Raw genomic sequence first — 19,090 nt, 5'->3', positions numbered from 1 at the left:
TCATAAAATACTTTTTACACCCTGCATTCGGGAAAGTTCTTTTCATGAGCAGTTCGGGTGCGTAGCCATCCCACTCCATCGAACTCACGTTGAATTAATGACTTTTTTATAAACCAAATCACAGCGTTTTGTTTCCACTCCTGTTGTCGGTTCATAGCCATAACGTTCATAAAGTTGGACGGCTTCTTTTAATATTGTTGCTGTTTCTATCCAAATTTCTTTAAACCCTTTTTCTTTAATTTCCCGTTCTAATTCTAATAATAAAAATTTTCCTAATCCTTTTCTCCTTACTTCGGGTAATAAATACATTTTTCTAATTTCCACCGCCCTATTTCCTCTCGGAATTGGGTAAAACCCTGCGGTTCCCACTAATTTGTGATTTTCTTCTATCACCCAAAATTCTCCCCCTTGCTGTTGATAATATTCTTCGACTTGGTACACATCTATATCTGCGCCATAGGGTTCACATCCTAAACCATATTCCGTTAAAACAGAAGCAATTAAACTCGCAGCAGTCTCTCGATCCTGGGGTTGCCAATCTCGAATTAAAAAGGAGTGATATTGAAGGTTCATCGTCAGTTTATGAGAAAGGAGAACAGCTTAGAAAATCGATTTGCGAAAATTGAATAGCGGGTTGAGAATATTATATAATGAATAGAAGAATATCATCTTTTTATCAAAAATGATAGTACAAACTCCCACTAAATCTTTAACGCTAGAGGAGTTTCTGCAATTGCCAGAAACGACCCCAGCCAGTGAATATATTGACGGTAAAATTACCCAGAAACTGATGCCACAAGGAGAACATAGTGCTATTCAAACGGAACTTGCAACGGCTATTAATGCAGTTTTAAAGCATCAACGAATTGCGAGGGCATTTTCTGAACTTCGCTGTAATTTTGGCGGACGCTCTATTGTTCCTGATGTTTCTGTTTTTACCTGGGAAAGCATTCCTCGTCAAGAAAATGGTCGCGTTTCTAATCTGTTTAATTTAGCACCGAATTGGGTGATCGAAATTTTATCTCCTGAACAAAGCCAAACCAAAGTGATTAAAAATATTTTACATTGTTTGCAGCATGGAACCCAAATGGGTTGGTTAATTCACCCCGAAGAACAAACAATTTTTGTCTATTATCCTCAACGACAACCCGAAGTTTTTGATCAACCTGAAAGGTTATTACCTGTTCCCGACTTTGCGGGTCAGTTGGAATTAAAAGTTGAGGAATTATTCGGATGGTTATTAGAATAATAATAGAGTCTTGTTTGTTTAACTATGAATTCTCGGTTCTGGATATAAGGTTGATAATAACTCACTTTCTACCGTAGCTAATTCTTCTAATCGCTTGGTAACTATCTCTGTCTCAAAATAGGTCGTTGCTAATCCCCAATAAATCCCATAATGTCTCGCTTCTGATGCCATTAATCCTCGGTAAAATTTAGCGAGTTCAGGATCAGGACAAGCTTGAGATAATAACCCTAATCGTTCATGACTTCGGGCTTCAATTAATCCCGAAACTAATAATAAATCTAACATTCGTTGGGGTTCATCTCGCCGCACTTGTTGATTTAAACGAGCACCATAAGGCGGTGCAGATAACGGTGCTAAGGGAACGCCTCGCCGTTCTAACCATTGATTCACTTGTTCAAAATGTTCTAATTCTTCTTTAGCAATTGCGGTTAATTCTTTAATCAGTTTCACACTTGAAGGATAGCGAAACATTAAATTAATCGCCACTCCAGCCGCTTTGCGTTCACAGTGAGAATGATCCAGTAAAATGATATCTAAATTTGCGATCGCCTGTTCCACCCAAGCTTGAGAGGTAGGGATTTTCAGAAATTTTATTTTCGGGAAACTAGCAGCAGTCATAACTCAAATGAATGATCATTAAATCCGTTTCTTACTATTATAAGCTATCACGGCTGTAATTGACCGATTGAGTTAAGGAAATAAGCAATCGGGATAATATACGAATCCCAAATAGTTTGTAATAATTTTAAACGTCTATGAAACAGCCAAAAGTATTGTCACTATTGCCCATTGCAAGAGTGCCCATTCGTAATTCGTAATTCGTAATTCGTAATTCCCCATTGCTTATAAACTCTGCATTTGTCGGCGTTGATGTTGTTCTTTGTTGAACGCAATTTCTTCAGCCGTTAGTAAATAGGATTCAATTTGCGATCGCATATCCCATTGAACTTCGGCAAAAAATAATAAAGTTCCACCCAGGATTAAACCACTAATTAAAAATTGCCAACCGATAAAATAAGGCAATAGAAAAATACCCCAGAAATGGATAAATCCGGCAATTAAAAAAGCACGAGAATGCAATCCAATTCCTGTTCCTAAATAGCCTAATGCACACAACCCTAACCAGAGGGGACAAAGATTCATTAAAATCTCTGACCATCCCCAAAAAATTCCCAGATTTGTTAACCCCAAACCCAAGACCATTAACGCCACCCACCAATAAACCATCCAAGTCAATCGTTCAACTTGTACCCAATAATAACTTAAAGCCATCATTCCAATAGTTCCCACAATTGTTAGAATTGACCACCAGTAAGCTTGGGTAATCCAACTAATGGGTAAAAATTGAGCAATAGCAAAGATAATCAGCGAAATCCAGCCCCAAAGTAAGAATACTTGGTCAATTCGGGTGTAAAAGCTGGATAACAACGTTATATTACCGAATTTTAAGTTTATTTTTAATAACCCTTTTAAGTCTTGAATATCGAGATGGTTCTGTTTGCTTCGGATGATGGGTTCTGTGGGATGAAAAAAGCTCATGAAGAAAAAATTAATAATTTTCATAAATCTTAACAAACTCTTTTCAGAGGATCAAGAGCCAAGCCGAGATTTGCCGGACTATACTCAAAACAGGCAGTTTCCTAGAAATTTGATTACACCGATGTTAGAACTTCACTGTCATACAACCTACTCCGATGGCCAACTCACCCCAACTGAATTGGTGATAGCCGCCGCAGAAGCCGGAGTCAAAGCTTTAGCGATTACAGATCACGATACTTTATCCGGTTGGGAAGAAGCCTTTCAAGCGGCAGCATCCTATAATATTGAAATTGTACCCGGTGTTGAATTATCAACGGTTTATAATGAACGATCGTTACATATTTTAGGCTTTTATCCCGATAAAAATAAACTTGAAAATCCCCTCAAAGAACGTTTAAATGGACGTAAAAATCGAGCCAATCAAATCCTCGAAAAACTGGCTCAACTCGGTTATCCTATTGAGTTAGAAGCAATGGGAGAAGGCGTTGCAGCAGCCCGTCCCCATATTGCTAGGGCACTGGTAAAAGCGGGTTACATTCAGTCTCCCCAAGAAGCCTTTGAACGCTGGTTAGGAGAACATAAACCTGCCTTTGTTCAGTATGACAAATTTTCGAGTTTTGATGGAATTCAACTGTTAAAATCCTGTGGCGCAGTTCCGGTTTGGGCGCATCCTTATTTATACCAAGGGGGAAAAGTTGAAACGGTTTTTCAGGAATTATTAGAAGCCGGATTAATGGGGATTGAAGTGTATCATCCTTATCATAGTTCTTCCCAAATTCAACGATTAGAAAAACTCTGTGAAGCTTATGGTTTATTAAAAACAGGGGGGAGTGATTATCATGGGGGAGGAAGCGCTTTAAACCTATTTAATTTATCCTTGAATTTATTAGAACCGATTAAACAAACCGCTTATAATCTTAAAGAAGGGGTAATAAAATCTCAAATTCCGTCCCCACACCTGGGGTAGAAATAAAATTCAGTTGACCCCCATGTTTTTCACGAATAATTTGGTGACTAATGGCTAATCCTAATCCGGTTCCTTTTCCGGCTGGTTTAGTGGTAAAAAAGGTATCAAAAATTCGAGATTGAATTTCCGGGGGAATTCCGTTTCCATTATCCCGAATCCGAATTGATAGCCATTCTGAGTTAACATCAATCTCAAGAATATCTTGGTCAATTGCTTTTTTGTAAGTTGGGAAAGAATACAATAAACGATTTTCTTGAGAAAGTTGAGCTAACCGAGCCGGATAGATTTGATCTTCAGATAGCATTTTAACTTGAGTATGAATTTCAATTCTAGGAGATTTTTGACCGTTTTGTTTTCCATCTTCTAACGCATCAATCGCATTAGAAATCAGATTCATAAACACTTGACTAAGTTGACCAGAATAGCACTTAAATAAAGGAATATCATCATAATTTTTAATCACTTCAATTCCTTGCTTGAGGCGATTTTTTAGGATTAATAATGTGCTATCAATACAATCATGTATATTGATTTCTCGGCGTTGATTTCCATCCATGTACGAAAAACTATGCAAACTATTGACAAGTTGACTCAGACGTTCTGAACTGACTAGAATACTTTTAATCGCTTCTCCTAAGTCTTGTTGTAGAAATTCAAAATCAATTTCGGCTTTGAGATCATCAATCAAAGCACAAGGTTTTTCAGTATTTTCATCATAGGTTTTAATCAACTTCATTAAATCTTGATAATAATTCAATAGACAGCCAGAATTACCTAAAATACAACTAACTGGGTTTCTAATTTCATGGGCTACTCCAGCCACCATTTGTCCTAAACTGGCTAACTTTTCGGTTTGAATCAGTTGAGATTGAGCTTGCTGACGTAATAATTCAGTGGTTAATTGATGAATATGAGATTGAGCAACTAATAACTGTTGAGTATCGAGAAGTTGATACCGATTTTCCGTTAACTGAACGATAATAGGTTCATACAATAATTCAGGCGATCGCTGTACTGCTTTATGGGCTGCTTCTACAATTAAAGTCTTTCCAGGTAACACAAATAACTCTACTTGAGCAAATCGTTGTAATGAACGAATAGAACGTTGTAAAAACAATTCTCGTCCGTAGGGACGACTTAACTGTTCTAAAAATCGTCGTCGAGAAATCATCCCCGTAAATTCACCGTCTTCTTTTAAAATTACCCCAGGAATTAAGGGATTTACTTCTAACTTTTTAGCGAGAATCATTCCCTGTTCCTTGATGTCAACTTGAACATCATACAAAGAGAGATCTTGGAGAGTAGATTCTAGCTCTAAGTTATGAATGGATGAGAAAGGAAGGGGTGAGGATGGCGTTTCCATAGGCTGGAGATTGACCATAATTATATTAAGGGTAATTGATTAAAATTTAACTGATAGGATAAGGGATGCTTTTTAACCCTGAAAGCATTTTATTCTATTTTATTCTATAATTTATAGTTTGAAGCGAAATTTTTAATTTAATCTGTTATTAATCTTTTTACCTATTTTTAAACTAATCAGTGCTGAATAGTCCCTAAACCCAAAAGACCTGGTTCAAAAGAGGATTGAGTGTTGATTTTAGCTATTTTGCTAGTCTTCTAGGAATTTTGTAGGGAAATTTGGGAACTTAAAGCCCAAAAGTAAGGATGTTTCATACTGGAACAGACCACCTGATCCCGTCCTTGATTTTTAGCTTGATATAATGCTTGATCGGCTGCAATAATTAAATCTCCTGGTGTTTTAATCTTACTAATGATTTCTGAATGACCAAATTCTACAGTAGCAATTCCTAAACTGATTGTGACATAAGAACTCACGGAAGAACTTTGATGCTGAATCTGAATTGCTTTAACATTATTTCGCATTTTTTCAGCAATTAAAATAGCTTGTTCTTGGGCGACTTTGGGTAAAATAACTACAAATTCTTCCCCTCCATATCGAGCGACTAAACCTTGATCTGATGTCAAGGTTTGTGCAATCACTTGAGCAACTTGTTTGAGACAATCATCACCAGCATGATGTCCATAGGTATCATTATAGGCTTTGAAGTAATCCACATCAGTAAAAATCAGAGAAAGTGGAAATTCAGTGGATTCAAGTTGTAACCATTGTTGCTCAAAATATTGGTCGAAAAAGCGACGGTTAGCGACCTGAGTTAATCCATCTAAACTGGCTTTGATTTGTAATTCATGATATAATTCTTGCAAAACTTGATGAGCTAATTGATGAATTTCTGACTGGGCAAGTAACAGTTGATACAGATCAATCAGTCGATAGGTTTGAGGTGCAAGTTGGACAACAATGGGTTCATAAACTAAATCAGGTAAGCGCTGTAAAGCTATTTGAGTCGCTTCTAAAATTGGAGTGGAACCAGGCAAAATTAAAATGTCTGTTTTTTCCCAGCGATACAACAATTTTAAAGAACGGTTGAAAAATAGTTCAATCCCATAGGGACGGCTTAATCGTTCTAAAAATCGTCGTCGAGAAATCATGCCAAAAAAAGTTTTATTTTCGGTTAAAATTACCCCAGGTAATGAAGGATTAGAATTAAAAGATTTAGCGATAACTCCTCCAATTTCTGAAACATCAACTTGAAAATCATATAAGTATTGATTTTGAAGGGTTGATGATAAGTCAGCATAGGGAGTAGAAGTGATAGGGTAGGACAAGTTGTATAAATCAAATCCGTTGGAACTTAGCATAAAATGTTGATGTTGTTTGTAAAGATATGATGTTCTGAAGTAGATCAGGTTTCTCAGAATCCCCGATCAAATTCATTCTTCTCTATCATAACCAAGTTCTACCAGAATGGTAGTTGTCAACCTCCATTCAGATCAAGCTTCAACTGGAATTATTTGGATTTTTGTGATAGTATTAATAATGGTTTTACTGATCTTTTAACTAATACACCTGTGTTAATAGAACCCCTTTCTCAAAATTGTAAAAACTTACAACCATCTAGTATCGATAAACTTATAAATTTAGATTGTCAACTGAAAGAGTATTTCTCAAAACAGTTATTTTTAAAACCTGAATTAAGTAGAACTCTAGTTAGTTTTCAAGCGAATAAAACTCAGGCTCTTTATCGTTGCTTTAAATATAAAGAAGCCTTTTCAGTTCCTCTTATTGAATATTTTCTGAAAAAATATCAGATTAATCAAGGTAATATTTTAGATCCTTTTGCAGGAAGTGGGACAACTTTATTTGCAGCTAATTCTCATGGGATTAATACAGATGGGATTGAATTACTTCCAATTGGCCAGGAAATTATTAAGGCTAGAAAAACTATTGATTGTAATTTAACTCAAGAAGATTTATCAAGAATTGAATATTGGAAAACCCAAAAACCTTGGTTAGAAACAAAAGAGTTAGATCCTTTATTGGAATTGAGAATTACAAAAGGTGCTTATCCTGAAGAAACAAAAGGAGCAATTGAAAAATATAGGGGTGCTTTAAAACTAGAATCTGAACCCGTAAAAACTGTATTATGTTTTGCTTTATTATGTATATTAGAAGAAGTCAGTTATACTCGTAAAGATGGTCAATATTTACGATGGGATTATCGTTCAAGTCATAAACAAGGTAAAACACCTTTTAATAAAGGAGAAATTATTGGCTTTGAACAAGCCATTGTTAATAAATTAGATGAAATTATTCAAGATATTCAGCCTTCTAGTCAACAATTAGAACTTTTTTCTATTCCTACGAATCCAGATCAACGAACACTTAAACTTTATAACGGCTCCTGTTTAGATATTCTACCCAGCTTACCTGAAAATATCTATGATGCTGTCATTACTTCTCCTCCTTATTGTAATCGTTATGACTATACTCGAACTTATGCTTTAGAATTAGCATTACTGGGGGTGAATGAAAAAGAACTGGTAAAACTTAGACAACAAATGCTAAGTTGTACTGTTGAAAATAAAGCCAAGGATTTATTAAAGATGAATCCCGGTTGGAAAACGGCTCTTGATGTAACCAGTAATCAAGAATTATTACAATCTATTTTACATTATTTACAAGAACAAAAAAAACAAAATTTATTAAATAATAATGGTATTATTAGAATGATAACAGGTTATTTTTATGAAATGGCTTGTGTAATTCAGGAGTGTGGTAGAGTGATGAAACCCCATGCACCTCTAATTCTAGTTAATGATAATGTTCGCTATGCTGGAATCAGCATTTCTGTGGATTTAATTCTCTCTAAAATTGCAGAAGATTTAGGATTTTATATTGAAAATATTTTAGTCTTACCTAATGCAAAAGGAAACAGTAGTCAGCAAATGGGGTTACATGGGAGAGACGCTTTAAGAAAGTGTATCTATATTTGGAGAAAAAGCAAATGACAACCCCAAAAACCTATCTTCACTTTAATGTTTACTCATTATCCGATAGAATTTGTAAACGAATTCTACCCTCACTACCATCCCCTAATTGCACTTCAATAATTTGACCCGCTAACTGTTCTAAACACCCTAAAAGCGATCGCAAATGGGGGGTACTTGCTCCTGTATCGACATATAATCGATCCGCTAAACTTCCGACTCGTTTCCAACTACTATACAGTTTAACCATCGTTTGTTCGAGAACAGTGGCTTGTTTAACTAAATCAGAAGCCGTATTTAAACATCCCACCCGTAACGCTTCTTCTAAAGCCATTTCCATATCCACAGAAGACTGATTTAACGCTTGAACTTGAGCCGCAGCATCCAAATATTTCGATAAATTTTTCGCTTCCGATGTTAACTGTTTAATCGTATCAACATCAGGATTTTCTACCATTTCCCGTTGCAATTCTGTAATATGTGCTTCGGGTAATTTTTCCATTTCTCGAACTAATGGCGCAAGATACCGAGGTGGCATGGAACCCTCCGTTGCTTTTTCCCGAATTTCATCAGGAATTAAATCAGAACTCATCGCCGTCCATTCATCATTTAATTGTCGGACTTCACGACGAGTAATGCGATCGCCTTTACACGCCGCATCACTCACCATTTGTTGAACTTCTGCGGGAGCTTTTGCAGTTTCTACAAACGCTCGTTTACTAAAATTATTAATTGCATCGGGGTTAAGATGACCTTGAAGTAATAAAGTATCCGCACTATTTGCTAATTCAATTAAAGCGTAGGCTTGACTTTTACTAATTTCCCGTTCTTTTAACCAATTTAAAAAGCCTGTACCCCGTCCTTCGCCACCTTTTTTTTCCCGATCGCGAACCACTCTTAAAATTCTGCCGCGCCAAATTTCGGTTTGCAAGTCAAAGCGATCGCAAACTTTCCAAGCGACATCAATTTGGTGTTCAAAATCCAATTCAGGAATTTCTGCTTCTGGATCAGGAAGTTCAAAATGCAGATCCTGAAATTCAGCTAAAACCTGGACAAGTTCATCGGGAGTTTGGGGACTGTCGGCCATCGGACGCACGCTTAGTTGGGAGACTGCCGGATCATTATTGCACAATTAGGCAACCTCTGACGTTATCGATCAAGGATCAAACGCCAAATTCAGTTTTATTCGATAGGAATTAAACAGCCTGTGTGCTACATTTATACACCCTACAAGATCAATTTATTCGATTAATTTAAATAGTAATTCTAAAATTTCTTGGCGATCTTTTTGATTAGTTTCGGGTTGTTCATCTAACCAAGTGATCGCTTCATTTCTTCCCTCTTCCGCCGCAATCATTAAAGTACCCCAGGTTTTTAAATCCAGTTGATCGGGTTTTTCTAATAAAGCAGCATTCAGACGATTTTTAATTCGTCCTCCATTAGATCTTAATAAATTAGCAATTTCTTGTTGATTCCCTGGATTATTTTTTAACACTTCTAACGCCTCACTCCAGCGTCCATCAATTAAACTTGCTAAAACTTGTTGACTGGGACTCGCCCAGGCTGCAATGGCTTGCGCTTTTGTAATTTTAGCATGAAATTCAATTAAATCTAACTGCCCTTGAACGGCGGATGACCATTTTAAAGTCGATTGATTTCCAGAAACAATATTTTTTTTCAAGGGTTTAATTAAATCTAATGCAGGCGACCATAACCCACTTCTAGCTAATCGTAAAGCTTGGCGATAATTATAATTATCTAAGAAGACTTCATCTAAAGAAATAGCCGTTAATTGAATCGGATTTGGAATAAATTTAAAGGGTTGAACTTGATAAATACTAAACTGAGGTTCTAAGCCAATGGTTTGTTCAATTAATAATTCCGGGTCTTTTCCTCCCGTAACTTCCTGCCAGATCGGTTGCTGTCCGGCGGCACTTTTCCACTCCAACATCATACTCAAATGATGGTGATTGGGATTGTAATGAATAATCTGTCCGTAGGGAACAATTTTGTCCCCCATAACTCGCTCACTATTGAGATTAAACCAAAGCCCCATTTGAGGAATTTTGCCTTTAAATGGAGTTAATCGCGTTAAGGGAAGTGGCTTATTAGAACCTTGTTGATTGGATTCAGTTCCAATTAAAGATGCAATTACAAAAGATTCGGCTGGGCCTTGAGTATCAAGTTGTTGAGTTAAGCGATAATAGGAAGTGGTACCTGGTCGTTGATAGGGCATTTGCACCGCTTGATAAAGTCGCAATTGCACGATTTCCTGACACACTCCTTCACAAGGATGAGTCACACTAGATTTGCGAGTTTTTAACACGGGAATTAATAGATCGGGTGACTCTTGAACCCAGGTTTTTGAAGCAACAAATGCCGAAGGAAGAGGCAATAAAGCCGCTTGATTTTGGGCTAAGGAGTTAGGGGAATTCAGTTGAGGTAAGGCAAAAGATTTGCCCGCAATTAACCCCTCTTTTTTCAGGGTTTGACTAATTTCTTCTAAGGTTTGAATTGAGTCCCGGCGTTGCAGAGGAATTTGTGTCCAAGCGGGTAAAAATTGATTCAGCCAAATTCCCACATCAGGATTAACAATCAGTTGATAACTAAACCAAGCACACCCGCCAATTAAGGTTGAGCCTCCCAACAATAAGGTAAAGGCAACCCCATCCGCGATCCATTTTTTCCACAATATCCATAGCGGTTGACCTCCCCGTTTAACCAACGGTTTTAAGGCGTTGGGTGATGATTTTTTCCCAGAAGCCAAAACAGCTTGTTGAGAACGTCGAATTTGACGACGCTGTAACCCTGATGGAGCCTGGGGTTTCCCCGGTTTAGCCTTGGGTTTTAGGGGTTGACTCTTTTTTTGGGGAGAGGGTTGATGACCTGTCTCTAAAGGATTCATCATGGGGATTTAGAAGTAAGATGGGGTTATGCTAACGGCGGAGCAACACTTGTTCATAAAGTTCTCCGGCTCGTTCCCAAGTATATTCAGTTTCAATTAATAATCGCCCATTTTGCGACAATTGGTGTCGGAGGTTAGGATGTTCAAACAATCGACTAATGGCTTCCACATATTCAGTAACGGTGTTAGCGCGTAAGGCTCGATGGGGATGATTTGGCCCATCAACGGCCAATCCTTCTAAGCCTCGGTCACTGGCCACGACGGGAACTCCTGCGGCCATTGCTTCTAGGGTTTTATTTTTAATCCCATATCCACTGCGTAAGGGGGTTACACAAACCGTTGCTTGATGTAAATAATCCACCACCTTCGGAACGCTTCCAGTGACAATTACACCGGGATAATTGGTTAATTGTTGAACCTCTGGCACCGGTCTTGCTCCTACAATGGTAAAGGTTGTATCAGGATAGCGTTCTTGTAAAATGGGTAAAACCTCTAAGCTAAAAAATCGAGCCGCATCGATATTATGGGAAGCATCCATCGCACCGACAAAGGCTAAGTTATGATTATTGGGATCTTGCGATCGCATGGGAAATAATTCTAAATCAACGCCATTAGCAATCACATGAATTTGACCTTGAGGGTTAAACTCCTGAAACTGTTTTTCATCATCATCGGTGGTCACGACTAAATCCTGAAATTTCGCAGCATAGCGTTTTTCATACCGTTCTAAGAGTAAATTTAAGTAAATGCGATCGCGTTGAGGATTGGGAGAAGCCCCCATTTCTAAATGATTACGAGTCCAACCCACCAAGGAACTATGAATATTAACAACGGTATGAACTTGGTTGAGATAGGAAGGTCGAATATAAATTTCATTAACACTATGTTCACAAGTAATGATATCAAATTTGCTTTGTTGAATTCCTTGATCAATCCAAGTTTGTATCTCTTTAGAGTAACGATAGAGAACATTAGGAGGCGTACTTTTTATTAAGGAATTTAAAAACCGTCCCACTTTACCCACTCCTGAAGAACCAGGCTCTGGAGGAAGGGGAAAAACCATGAGTTGACTCACCCATTGACGCAATTCTTCGACATCGTGATCACTCACCCCTGAATGTCGTTGGGTGACTAAGGTAATATTGTGGTGAGAATGTAGATATTTCAGCAAGTTAAACGTTCTAATCTCGGTTCCGCCTCGACTGGGGGGATAGGGAAAGGTTGAAGAAATCATTAAAATTTTTCGAGAATCGTCTGGCATCATAGAATTTACTGAAACCTTAGTTTAAATTGTTAAGAGCTTGAGAAACACGAGGAGTTAATAGATGCAGTCTCGGGGCATTTACACTTTAGCAAATGATGTGGTTTTTGACCAGTTAGTCGCTTTACTCAATAGTATTGAGGTTAATATTAGTCCTGATATTCCCGTTTGCGTGATTCCTTACGATCATCGTCTTGAACGAGTCAAACAGGAAATCAGTCTCAGAAAAAATGTAACTTTATTTGACAATACAATTGTACTAGAAACATGGGATGATTTTGCTAATCAAGTTTGGGAATCTTACTCCAGAGCCAAGGATTTAAAACAACTCCGTCCAGCCCGATATAAAAGTCCTCTTCAGAGAAAATGGGCATCTTTTAATGGAAAATTTGATCAATTTGTATTTTTTGATGCGGATAGTTTAGCGATGAAGTCCGTAGATGATGTTTTTGAAAAACTCAACGAGTACGATTTTATTTTAGATGATTGGGAACATCAAAAACCCAGAGAAGTTACCCCACTCGATTTATCAATCATTGAACAGAAAACCGGACTCACAGAACCTGAAATTCGTCCTCGATTACACTGTGATAGTTTTTTTGCTTCTCAAAAAGGTGTATTTAGCGTTGAGCAGTTAGAAGATTTAAAAAAACGAGCCATTGACCAAGGAGAAATTGAATGGTTACAACCTAAATTTTGGTGGTCAAGTGCTGCGTTATCAATCTACATTACCTTTGCAAGAAACTTGAAACTTTTTAACTTTACTAGAAGTCCTAATGGGCAAGAAGTCACCGGAAATTGTGCCGATGCGGATGCTTTTGTGAATATTAATAATATTCTTTATAATCAAGATGGATTGAAACCCATTCATCGAATTCATTATATGAATTATTCTTCGGCTGATTTTGCCAGATTATGCCAAGGGGAAGATGTTAATATCCGTTATCAAGATATATTTTTACACTATCGTTTTCTCAAGCAACCTGAACTAAAACCTCAAGTTTTGAAACCGCCGAGTTTGTTGCAAAAAACCAATCGCAAGATTCAAAAAGCCATGCAAAAACTCCAGAAAATGTATCAGTAGTACCCCTGAACAACTTATGATAAAAGTTACCGTTTGTATCCCAACTTTTAATCGCTGTCACCTATTACCAATAGCCATTGAAAGTGTTCAACAACAAACCTATTCAGATTGGGAATTAATCGTTTGTGATGACGGTTCAACTGATGGAACTCCAGAGTTAATGGCTGACTATCAAGATTCTCGGATTCGTTATATCCGCCATTCTCAAAATATTGGTAAAAGTAATAATATGCGTTCAGGTTTTCAGGAAGCAACGGGAGAATATTTTATCAAATTTGATGATGATGATCGCCTAACTCCTGATTTTCTGGAGAAAACAACAGCGATTTTAGATCAAAATCCTAAAGTCGATTTTATAGGAACCGATCACTGGATTATTGATATGAATACTCAGCGAGATGAAGCGTTAACTCAACAAAACTCTGAACGCTGGGGAAGAACCAACTTAACAGAAGGAATTGTTCAGAATTTCTTAGAAGTCGTTTTTATTCAACAAAGTTTTCAGGTAGGAGCGACCTTATTTCGTCATCAGGCTTTATTAGATGTAGATTTCATGCGTCCTAATCTACAAAACTGTGAAGATAATGATTTATTTGTTCGGTTAGCATTAGCCGGAAAAAAAGGATATTATTTACCCCAACGCTTAATGGAATATCGGGTTTATGAGGAACAAAAAGCAATCAAGCGAGCTATTCCCTATTTACGGGATAAATTAAATTATTTAAATAGCTTTAAATTTGATTCTGCAACTTGCGAATCAATTCGTCAATACCGTTTAATTGAAACACAATTATTATTAGGATTACGGTTAATTGAAGCGGGAGAAACTCCAACCGGACAAAAATTGGTTTGGCGGGGAAAATCCCACTCCCATCTTAAAGCGGGAATGGCATTGATTTTATCAGTTTTACCGATGAAGCTAAGACAATATACCTTTAAACAGTTGCGACAATTGCAAAATCGATAATATCTAGGACTGCGGACAACCCACACCCCACTTGTGACAATTTGGAAACCAGCACATAGTTGCACTCCAAGCCGAGTTCCCATCTGTTATTGTTTAGAGTAGATAACACCCATAACACCCCCTATGCACCGCTCTCGCTTCTGAGCGGTGTTTTTGTAGACAGCATTATTCATTGATGGATTTATGGGAAGGGTCATAGGAATCATATCGAAACATTAGGGATAACATAGAATCAGCGCCAGAACTTTAAACTCCTTTTCTCCCTATTCCCTGCTATAAAATATGAACACAGATTTTACTAATTCCTTACCTAAGTGGCTGAAGTTTATTCAGCGTTATCGCGCCAGTCTGATTATTGGAATTCCCATATCAAGTTTAACCATTGGTTTGGTGATTGTTGCGATCTTTCAGTACCAAAGCCAAGAGGCGAGAAATCGAGTCCGCCATAGTTATCTTGTCCGTAATCAAGCTCAAGAGTTGTTAACTCAAGTTTTAACCGCCGAAATGGGGGTTAAAGATTATGCGTTAACTCGTCAAAAGCATTATTTAAACATTTACCAAGAAGCCTTAAAAAGTTTACCATCCTCTATCAAAAAACTTAAAGATTTAGTTGCCGAGAAGTCCAATCAAACTGATCAAATTCAAAAGCTTGAAACTGCTATTAATCAATCCCAAGAACTCTTAAAACTTTACTTAAATACGACTCAATCTCCTAATCCATCCCCAAACCAGTCGCTATTTTTACAAAATCTATTAAAAAAGACGGGGATACAAATGCAAATTACTCGTCAAGATATTAATCAATTTATTAGCGAAGAAGAACGTCTACTCGAACTCGGGAGAAGTCTACAAAATCAGCAAACAAAATTGATCTGGATTTCTATGTTTGTTGTAACAGGAATGGGTATAATTGGTTCAGGATTTGCTCTTTATTTAATGCAGAAACTAGATCAAAAGTTAGCTATCCAAATTGCTAAAACCCATGCTCAAGAACGTTTATTTAGAGATACATTTGAACAAGCTGCTGTCGGCATTGGTCATATTTCTCTGTCTGGAAAATGGCTAAAAGTTAATCAAAAATTCTGTGATATTGTTGGTTATTCCCGTGATGAGCTATTAAGATGTAAGTTATTTGATATTACCCATTCTGATGATGCTGAGGCTGAATTATATTTGTTTCAAAAGCTCATTGATCAAGAAATTCCTAGTTATTCAATTGAAAAACGCTATCTTCGGAAAAATGGTTCAATTGTTTGGATTAATTTAACGGTTTCTTTGGGGTCATGGTTAGAGCGATCTCCCTACTGGCAAGGGGAAGAAAAACGCTATGGGATTACGGTAATTGAAGATATTACATCTCGCAAAGAATTAGAATTAGAACGCGATCGCTTTTTTGAATTATCCGTTGATTTCTTAATGATTGCCAACCGAGATCGAAAATTCAAACGGATCAGTCCTTCTGCGGAAAAAATTCTGGGTTTTACGTCCCAAGAATTGCTACAAACCTCCTTTCTATCTCTAGTTCATCCCGATGATTTAAGTTTTGTTGAGGCGACGATTAGTGATGAAAATACCCAAGAAGCGTTGATTGTTTCTTTTGAAACCCGATTACGATGTAAAGATAATACCTATAAATGGATTGCTTGGAATTGTGTTCGGGTTGCTAGTAGTGGATTAATGTATGGAACAGGTCGAAATATTACCGAACGAAAACAAATAGAAGATGGCATTGAACGAGAACGTCAACAATTGCGACAAATTATTACCCATGCTCCCGTTGCCATGGCAATGTTTGATCGAGAAATGGGTTACATTGCCTATAGTGATAAATGGCTTTCTGATTTTGGTTTGGTTGGATTAAAACAACAGTCTTCCCCCCTTAAATCTCCCTACCCTGAAGCCTTTCCTAAAATGCCGGAAGCCTGGAAAAATGCGTTTAAACAGGTTTTAAAAGGGGAGATTATTTCCAGTGCTGAAGATGTGTTTTATGATGCAGATGGCACAAAAGGTATTATTCGTTGGGCGATTCATCCTTGGTATGAACCGAATGAACAAATCGGCGGTGCTGTGATTGCAGCTGATCGCATTGATGAGTTAGTAGAAGCACGGGAAGCGGCTTTAGAAAATGCTCGAATTAAGTCTCAATTTTTAGCGAATATGAGTCATGAAATCCGTACTCCTATGAATGGGGTAATGGGGATGGCGGGATTATTATTAAAAACAGAATTAACCTCTAAACAACAGGATTTTGTTCAAAGTGTTCGGATGAGTGCGGAACATTTATTAGCGATTATTAATGATATTCTGGATTTTTCTAAATTAGAAGCTGGAGAAATGAAGCTGGAAAGCTTAGATTTTGATTTAGAAAATTGTTTAGAAACGGTTATTGATTTAGTCGCCACTCAAGCGGAAGAAAAAGGGTTACAACTGGCGATTATTGTTGATTTGGAAGTCCCCCGTCAGTTACGCGGAGATCCGGGTCGTGTGCGTCAAGTCTTATTAAATTTATTAGGAAATGGAATAAAATTTACCTCCCAGGGAGAAGTTGTGGTGCGGGTTAAGCAACTTTCTAGCACCTCTAAAATGACGTTATTACGGTTTGAAGTTTCTGATACCGGAATTGGGATTTCTCCTGAAGGACAGGAAAAACTCTTTCAATGTTTTTCTCAATTGGATGCTTCCACCACTCGTCAATATGGTGGAACTGGATTAGGATTAGTCATTTCTAAACAATTGGTGACTTTAATGGGGGGAGAAATTGGGGTTGAAAGTCAGTTAGGTCAAGGCTCTAAATTTTGGTTTACGGCTCAATTTTTGACCGGGGAAGCAACAAAAAATCGCGCTGTCCCCCCCAGTTTAATGAATTTAAAACTATTAGTTGTTGATAGTAGTGCCACGATTCGTCAAGCTATTCGCTATTTAACTCAATCTTGGGGAATGCAGTTAGATGAAGCCATGAATGGAGAATCAGCATTAACGTTATTACACCAAGCGGCGACTCAAGGGGAACCTTACCATGCGGCAATTTTTGATCAACAATTATTACGGGGAAATGGGGAAAATGTGGCGGAGGTGATTCGTAGCGATCGCAATTTATCCCAAACTAAATTAGTTTTAATGACCATGATGAATCAACGGGATCTCGCTGAACAAATGTTACAACAAGGAATTGCCAGTTATTTAATTAAACCTGTAAGAGCTTCTCGTTTATTTGATGCGTTATTGACTGCAATGGCGAATCAAATTTCATCTAGTTTACAACAACAACGTCAAGATGCTTCTTCCTATCGTCAGGAAAAAGATACCCAACCCAAACCCCCCTTAGAGATTCTCTTAGCCGAGGATCATCCCATTAATCAACAGGTGATTTTAAATCAATTAAGTTTATTAGGATATGAAGCAGATTTAGCTAATAATGGGCAGGAAGCTTTGGAAATTTTGAGCCAGAAAACCTATGATGTTGTGTTTATGGATTGTCAAATGCCCCTTTTAGATGGGTATGCAACAACTCGACAATTAAGATTACAAGAACATGATCGTCGTCATACGATTATTATTGCGCTGACCGCCCATGCGTTACCTGCGGATCGAGAAAAATGTCTTGCTGCGGGGATGGATGATTATCTGAGTAAACCCGTTGAACCCGAAGATTTAGAAGCGGTTTTAATGAAATGGGCTCAGGTGATTCATTCTAAAAGTCACCAACCCCAAATTTTAGGAACTTCAGGATTAATGAAGGCAAAAATTCCTTCTAGTTCTGCGGCTCAAACGCCTTTGAATGTCGAACGTTTGCGAACAATTTCTGGCGGGAAAAAAGACTTTCAACAAAAATTATTAGCCGTTTATTTAGACCGCACCCATCAAGATTTTAGTCAGATTGAAATCGCCATCAGCGATCAAGATTTTGCCACCCTCCGACAATATGCTCATCGCCTCAAGGGCTCTAGTGCCAATGTGGGAGCAACCATTATTTCTCAACTGGCTTATCAACTGGAAAATGCGACACAACAGCAAAACCTTTCCCTGTGTTCTAAACTGATCAGGAAAATTGAACAGAATTTAGAAACCCTGAAAGTCTATATTGACGAGTATTTGAATCAGATTTAACAGACTTTACCCGCAATTCGATAAAATCTTAAGATAATGAGTTGCTCGATTTGTGATTTCCCTAAGTTCTATGACCCAGGATGTTCGACAGTGGCTAGACGAAATTAAACGCTTGAAACAACAGTTGGCACAAACCCAACGGGAACTGAATGCGGCGATCGAAAGTTCTGACCAATGGCGACAACGCTACAATATCGAAGCCCAGCAACGACGCCAAGAAGCGCAACGATATTTAGAACAAGTAGGGGAACTGCGGGGAGAATTAGAACGATGGCAACGTTTATCTCCCCTTCCCAATGAGTTACAAGTGCGGGTTGCAGTTCGTCAAGAAATGGATCAGTTAAAAACCTTGGATGAGGTGAAAGCTAAATTAATTGAAGCGATGTTAGAACGCGATCGCTCTCGTGAACAGATTCATCAACTTGTCGAAGCTTTAGAAGCCGAAAAAGCGGCTCATCTGGAAACCCGCAATAGCTTAACAACAGCGTTAGGCGATACCGTTGATTTACTCACTAAAGCTCAAAATCAATCTCAATCTGCAACCACTGTGTTACCGACGTTAATAGCAAATCCGTCAGAGTATTCGTCTTCTATTGCTCAACTTCCCGAAGCTCAACAACCTTTACCTCAATTACCCCCGATTGAGGAGGGATAGGGG

The 19,090-nt window shown here is 37.8% G+C and carries 15 protein-coding genes; 7 read left to right on the top strand and 8 right to left on the bottom strand.

Features of this window, described 5'->3' with window-relative positions; translation table 11 throughout:
* Positions 1-84: 84 nt before the first annotated feature.
* A complete protein-coding gene (locus tag IQ236_RS13255) occupies positions 85-573 on the bottom strand; it encodes a GNAT family N-acetyltransferase (RefSeq protein ID WP_193869691.1) in 489 nt (162 codons plus the stop codon).
* 112 nt (positions 574-685) lie between these two features.
* Between IQ236_RS13255 and IQ236_RS13250 the strand changes: the two genes are divergently transcribed.
* Complete coding sequence (locus IQ236_RS13250; protein ID WP_193869728.1) at positions 686-1,249, top strand: Uma2 family endonuclease; 564 nt, start codon at positions 686-688, stop codon at positions 1,247-1,249.
* Between the two features lie 18 nt (positions 1,250-1,267).
* Here IQ236_RS13250 and miaE read toward each other — a convergent pair whose 3' ends face one another.
* Positions 1,268-1,867, bottom strand: a complete 600-nt coding sequence (gene miaE, locus IQ236_RS13245; RefSeq protein WP_193869690.1) for a tRNA-(ms[2]io[6]A)-hydroxylase — start codon at positions 1,865-1,867, stop codon at positions 1,268-1,270.
* Positions 1,868-2,092: 225 nt separating this feature from the next.
* The gene (locus IQ236_RS13240) at positions 2,093-2,812 is read right to left on the bottom strand and encodes a hypothetical protein (protein ID WP_228041607.1); all 720 of its coding nucleotides are present in this window, start codon (positions 2,810-2,812) and stop codon (positions 2,093-2,095) included.
* 97 nt (positions 2,813-2,909) lie between these two features.
* Between IQ236_RS13240 and IQ236_RS13235 the strand changes: the two genes are divergently transcribed.
* Positions 2,910-3,755 (top strand): PHP domain-containing protein, encoded by an 846-nt coding sequence (locus tag IQ236_RS13235; RefSeq protein ID WP_193869689.1) that lies wholly within the window; start codon positions 2,910-2,912, stop codon positions 3,753-3,755.
* On the opposite strand, the gene IQ236_RS13230 is transcribed toward IQ236_RS13235, so the two are convergent.
* Both IQ236_RS13230 and IQ236_RS13225 read right to left on the bottom strand, forming a co-directional pair.
* Positions 3,706-5,136, bottom strand: a complete 1,431-nt coding sequence (locus IQ236_RS13230; RefSeq protein ID WP_193869688.1) for a sensor histidine kinase — start codon at positions 5,134-5,136, stop codon at positions 3,706-3,708. The genes IQ236_RS13235 and IQ236_RS13230 overlap by 50 nt on opposite strands.
* Positions 5,137-5,375: 239 nt before the next feature.
* Complete coding sequence (locus IQ236_RS13225) at positions 5,376-6,479, bottom strand: GGDEF domain-containing protein (protein ID WP_193869687.1); 1,104 nt, start codon at positions 6,477-6,479, stop codon at positions 5,376-5,378.
* Positions 6,480-6,689: 210 nt separating this feature from the next.
* Between IQ236_RS13225 and IQ236_RS13220 the strand changes: the two genes are divergently transcribed.
* Complete coding sequence (locus IQ236_RS13220) at positions 6,690-8,129, top strand: DNA methyltransferase (RefSeq protein ID WP_193869686.1); 1,440 nt, start codon at positions 6,690-6,692, stop codon at positions 8,127-8,129.
* Between the two features lie 31 nt (positions 8,130-8,160).
* Here the strand turns inward: IQ236_RS13220 and IQ236_RS13215 are convergent, their stop codons facing one another.
* From IQ236_RS13215 to IQ236_RS13205, 3 genes are all read right to left on the bottom strand, one after another.
* Positions 8,161-9,195, bottom strand: a complete 1,035-nt coding sequence (locus IQ236_RS13215; protein WP_190519121.1) for a hypothetical protein — start codon at positions 9,193-9,195, stop codon at positions 8,161-8,163.
* A 153-nt stretch (positions 9,196-9,348) separates the two neighbouring features.
* Positions 9,349-11,016 (bottom strand): hypothetical protein, encoded by a 1,668-nt coding sequence (locus tag IQ236_RS13210; protein ID WP_193869685.1) that lies wholly within the window; start codon positions 11,014-11,016, stop codon positions 9,349-9,351.
* 28 nt (positions 11,017-11,044) lie between these two features.
* On the bottom strand, positions 11,045-12,277 hold the full coding sequence (locus tag IQ236_RS13205; RefSeq protein WP_228041606.1) for a glycosyltransferase family 4 protein: 1,233 nt from the start codon (positions 12,275-12,277) through the stop codon (positions 11,045-11,047).
* A 61-nt stretch (positions 12,278-12,338) separates the two neighbouring features.
* Here IQ236_RS13205 and IQ236_RS13200 point away from each other — a divergent pair, with 61 nt between their 5' ends.
* From IQ236_RS13200 to IQ236_RS13185, 4 genes are all read left to right on the top strand, one after another.
* The gene (locus tag IQ236_RS13200) at positions 12,339-13,358 is read left to right on the top strand and encodes an Npun_R2821/Npun_R2822 family protein (protein WP_193869684.1); all 1,020 of its coding nucleotides are present in this window, start codon (positions 12,339-12,341) and stop codon (positions 13,356-13,358) included.
* Positions 13,359-13,374: 16 nt separating this feature from the next.
* Positions 13,375-14,325, top strand: coding sequence for a glycosyltransferase family 2 protein (locus IQ236_RS13195; RefSeq protein WP_193869683.1), 951 nt, complete (start codon positions 13,375-13,377; stop codon positions 14,323-14,325).
* A 282-nt stretch (positions 14,326-14,607) separates the two neighbouring features.
* Positions 14,608-18,432, top strand: a complete 3,825-nt coding sequence (locus tag IQ236_RS13190) for a PAS domain S-box protein (RefSeq protein WP_193869682.1) — start codon at positions 14,608-14,610, stop codon at positions 18,430-18,432.
* A gap of 70 nt (positions 18,433-18,502) precedes the next feature.
* Positions 18,503-19,087, top strand: a complete 585-nt coding sequence (locus IQ236_RS13185) for a hypothetical protein (RefSeq protein ID WP_193869681.1) — start codon at positions 18,503-18,505, stop codon at positions 19,085-19,087.
* Positions 19,088-19,090: the final 3 nt, after the last annotated feature.

The organism is Planktothrix mougeotii LEGE 06226, from assembly GCF_015207485.1.
Lineage (GTDB): Bacteria > Cyanobacteriota > Cyanobacteriia > Cyanobacteriales > Microcoleaceae > Planktothrix.
The sequence above is the reverse complement of the archived record's forward strand: the minus strand, read 5'-3'. Positions and strand labels throughout refer to the sequence as shown.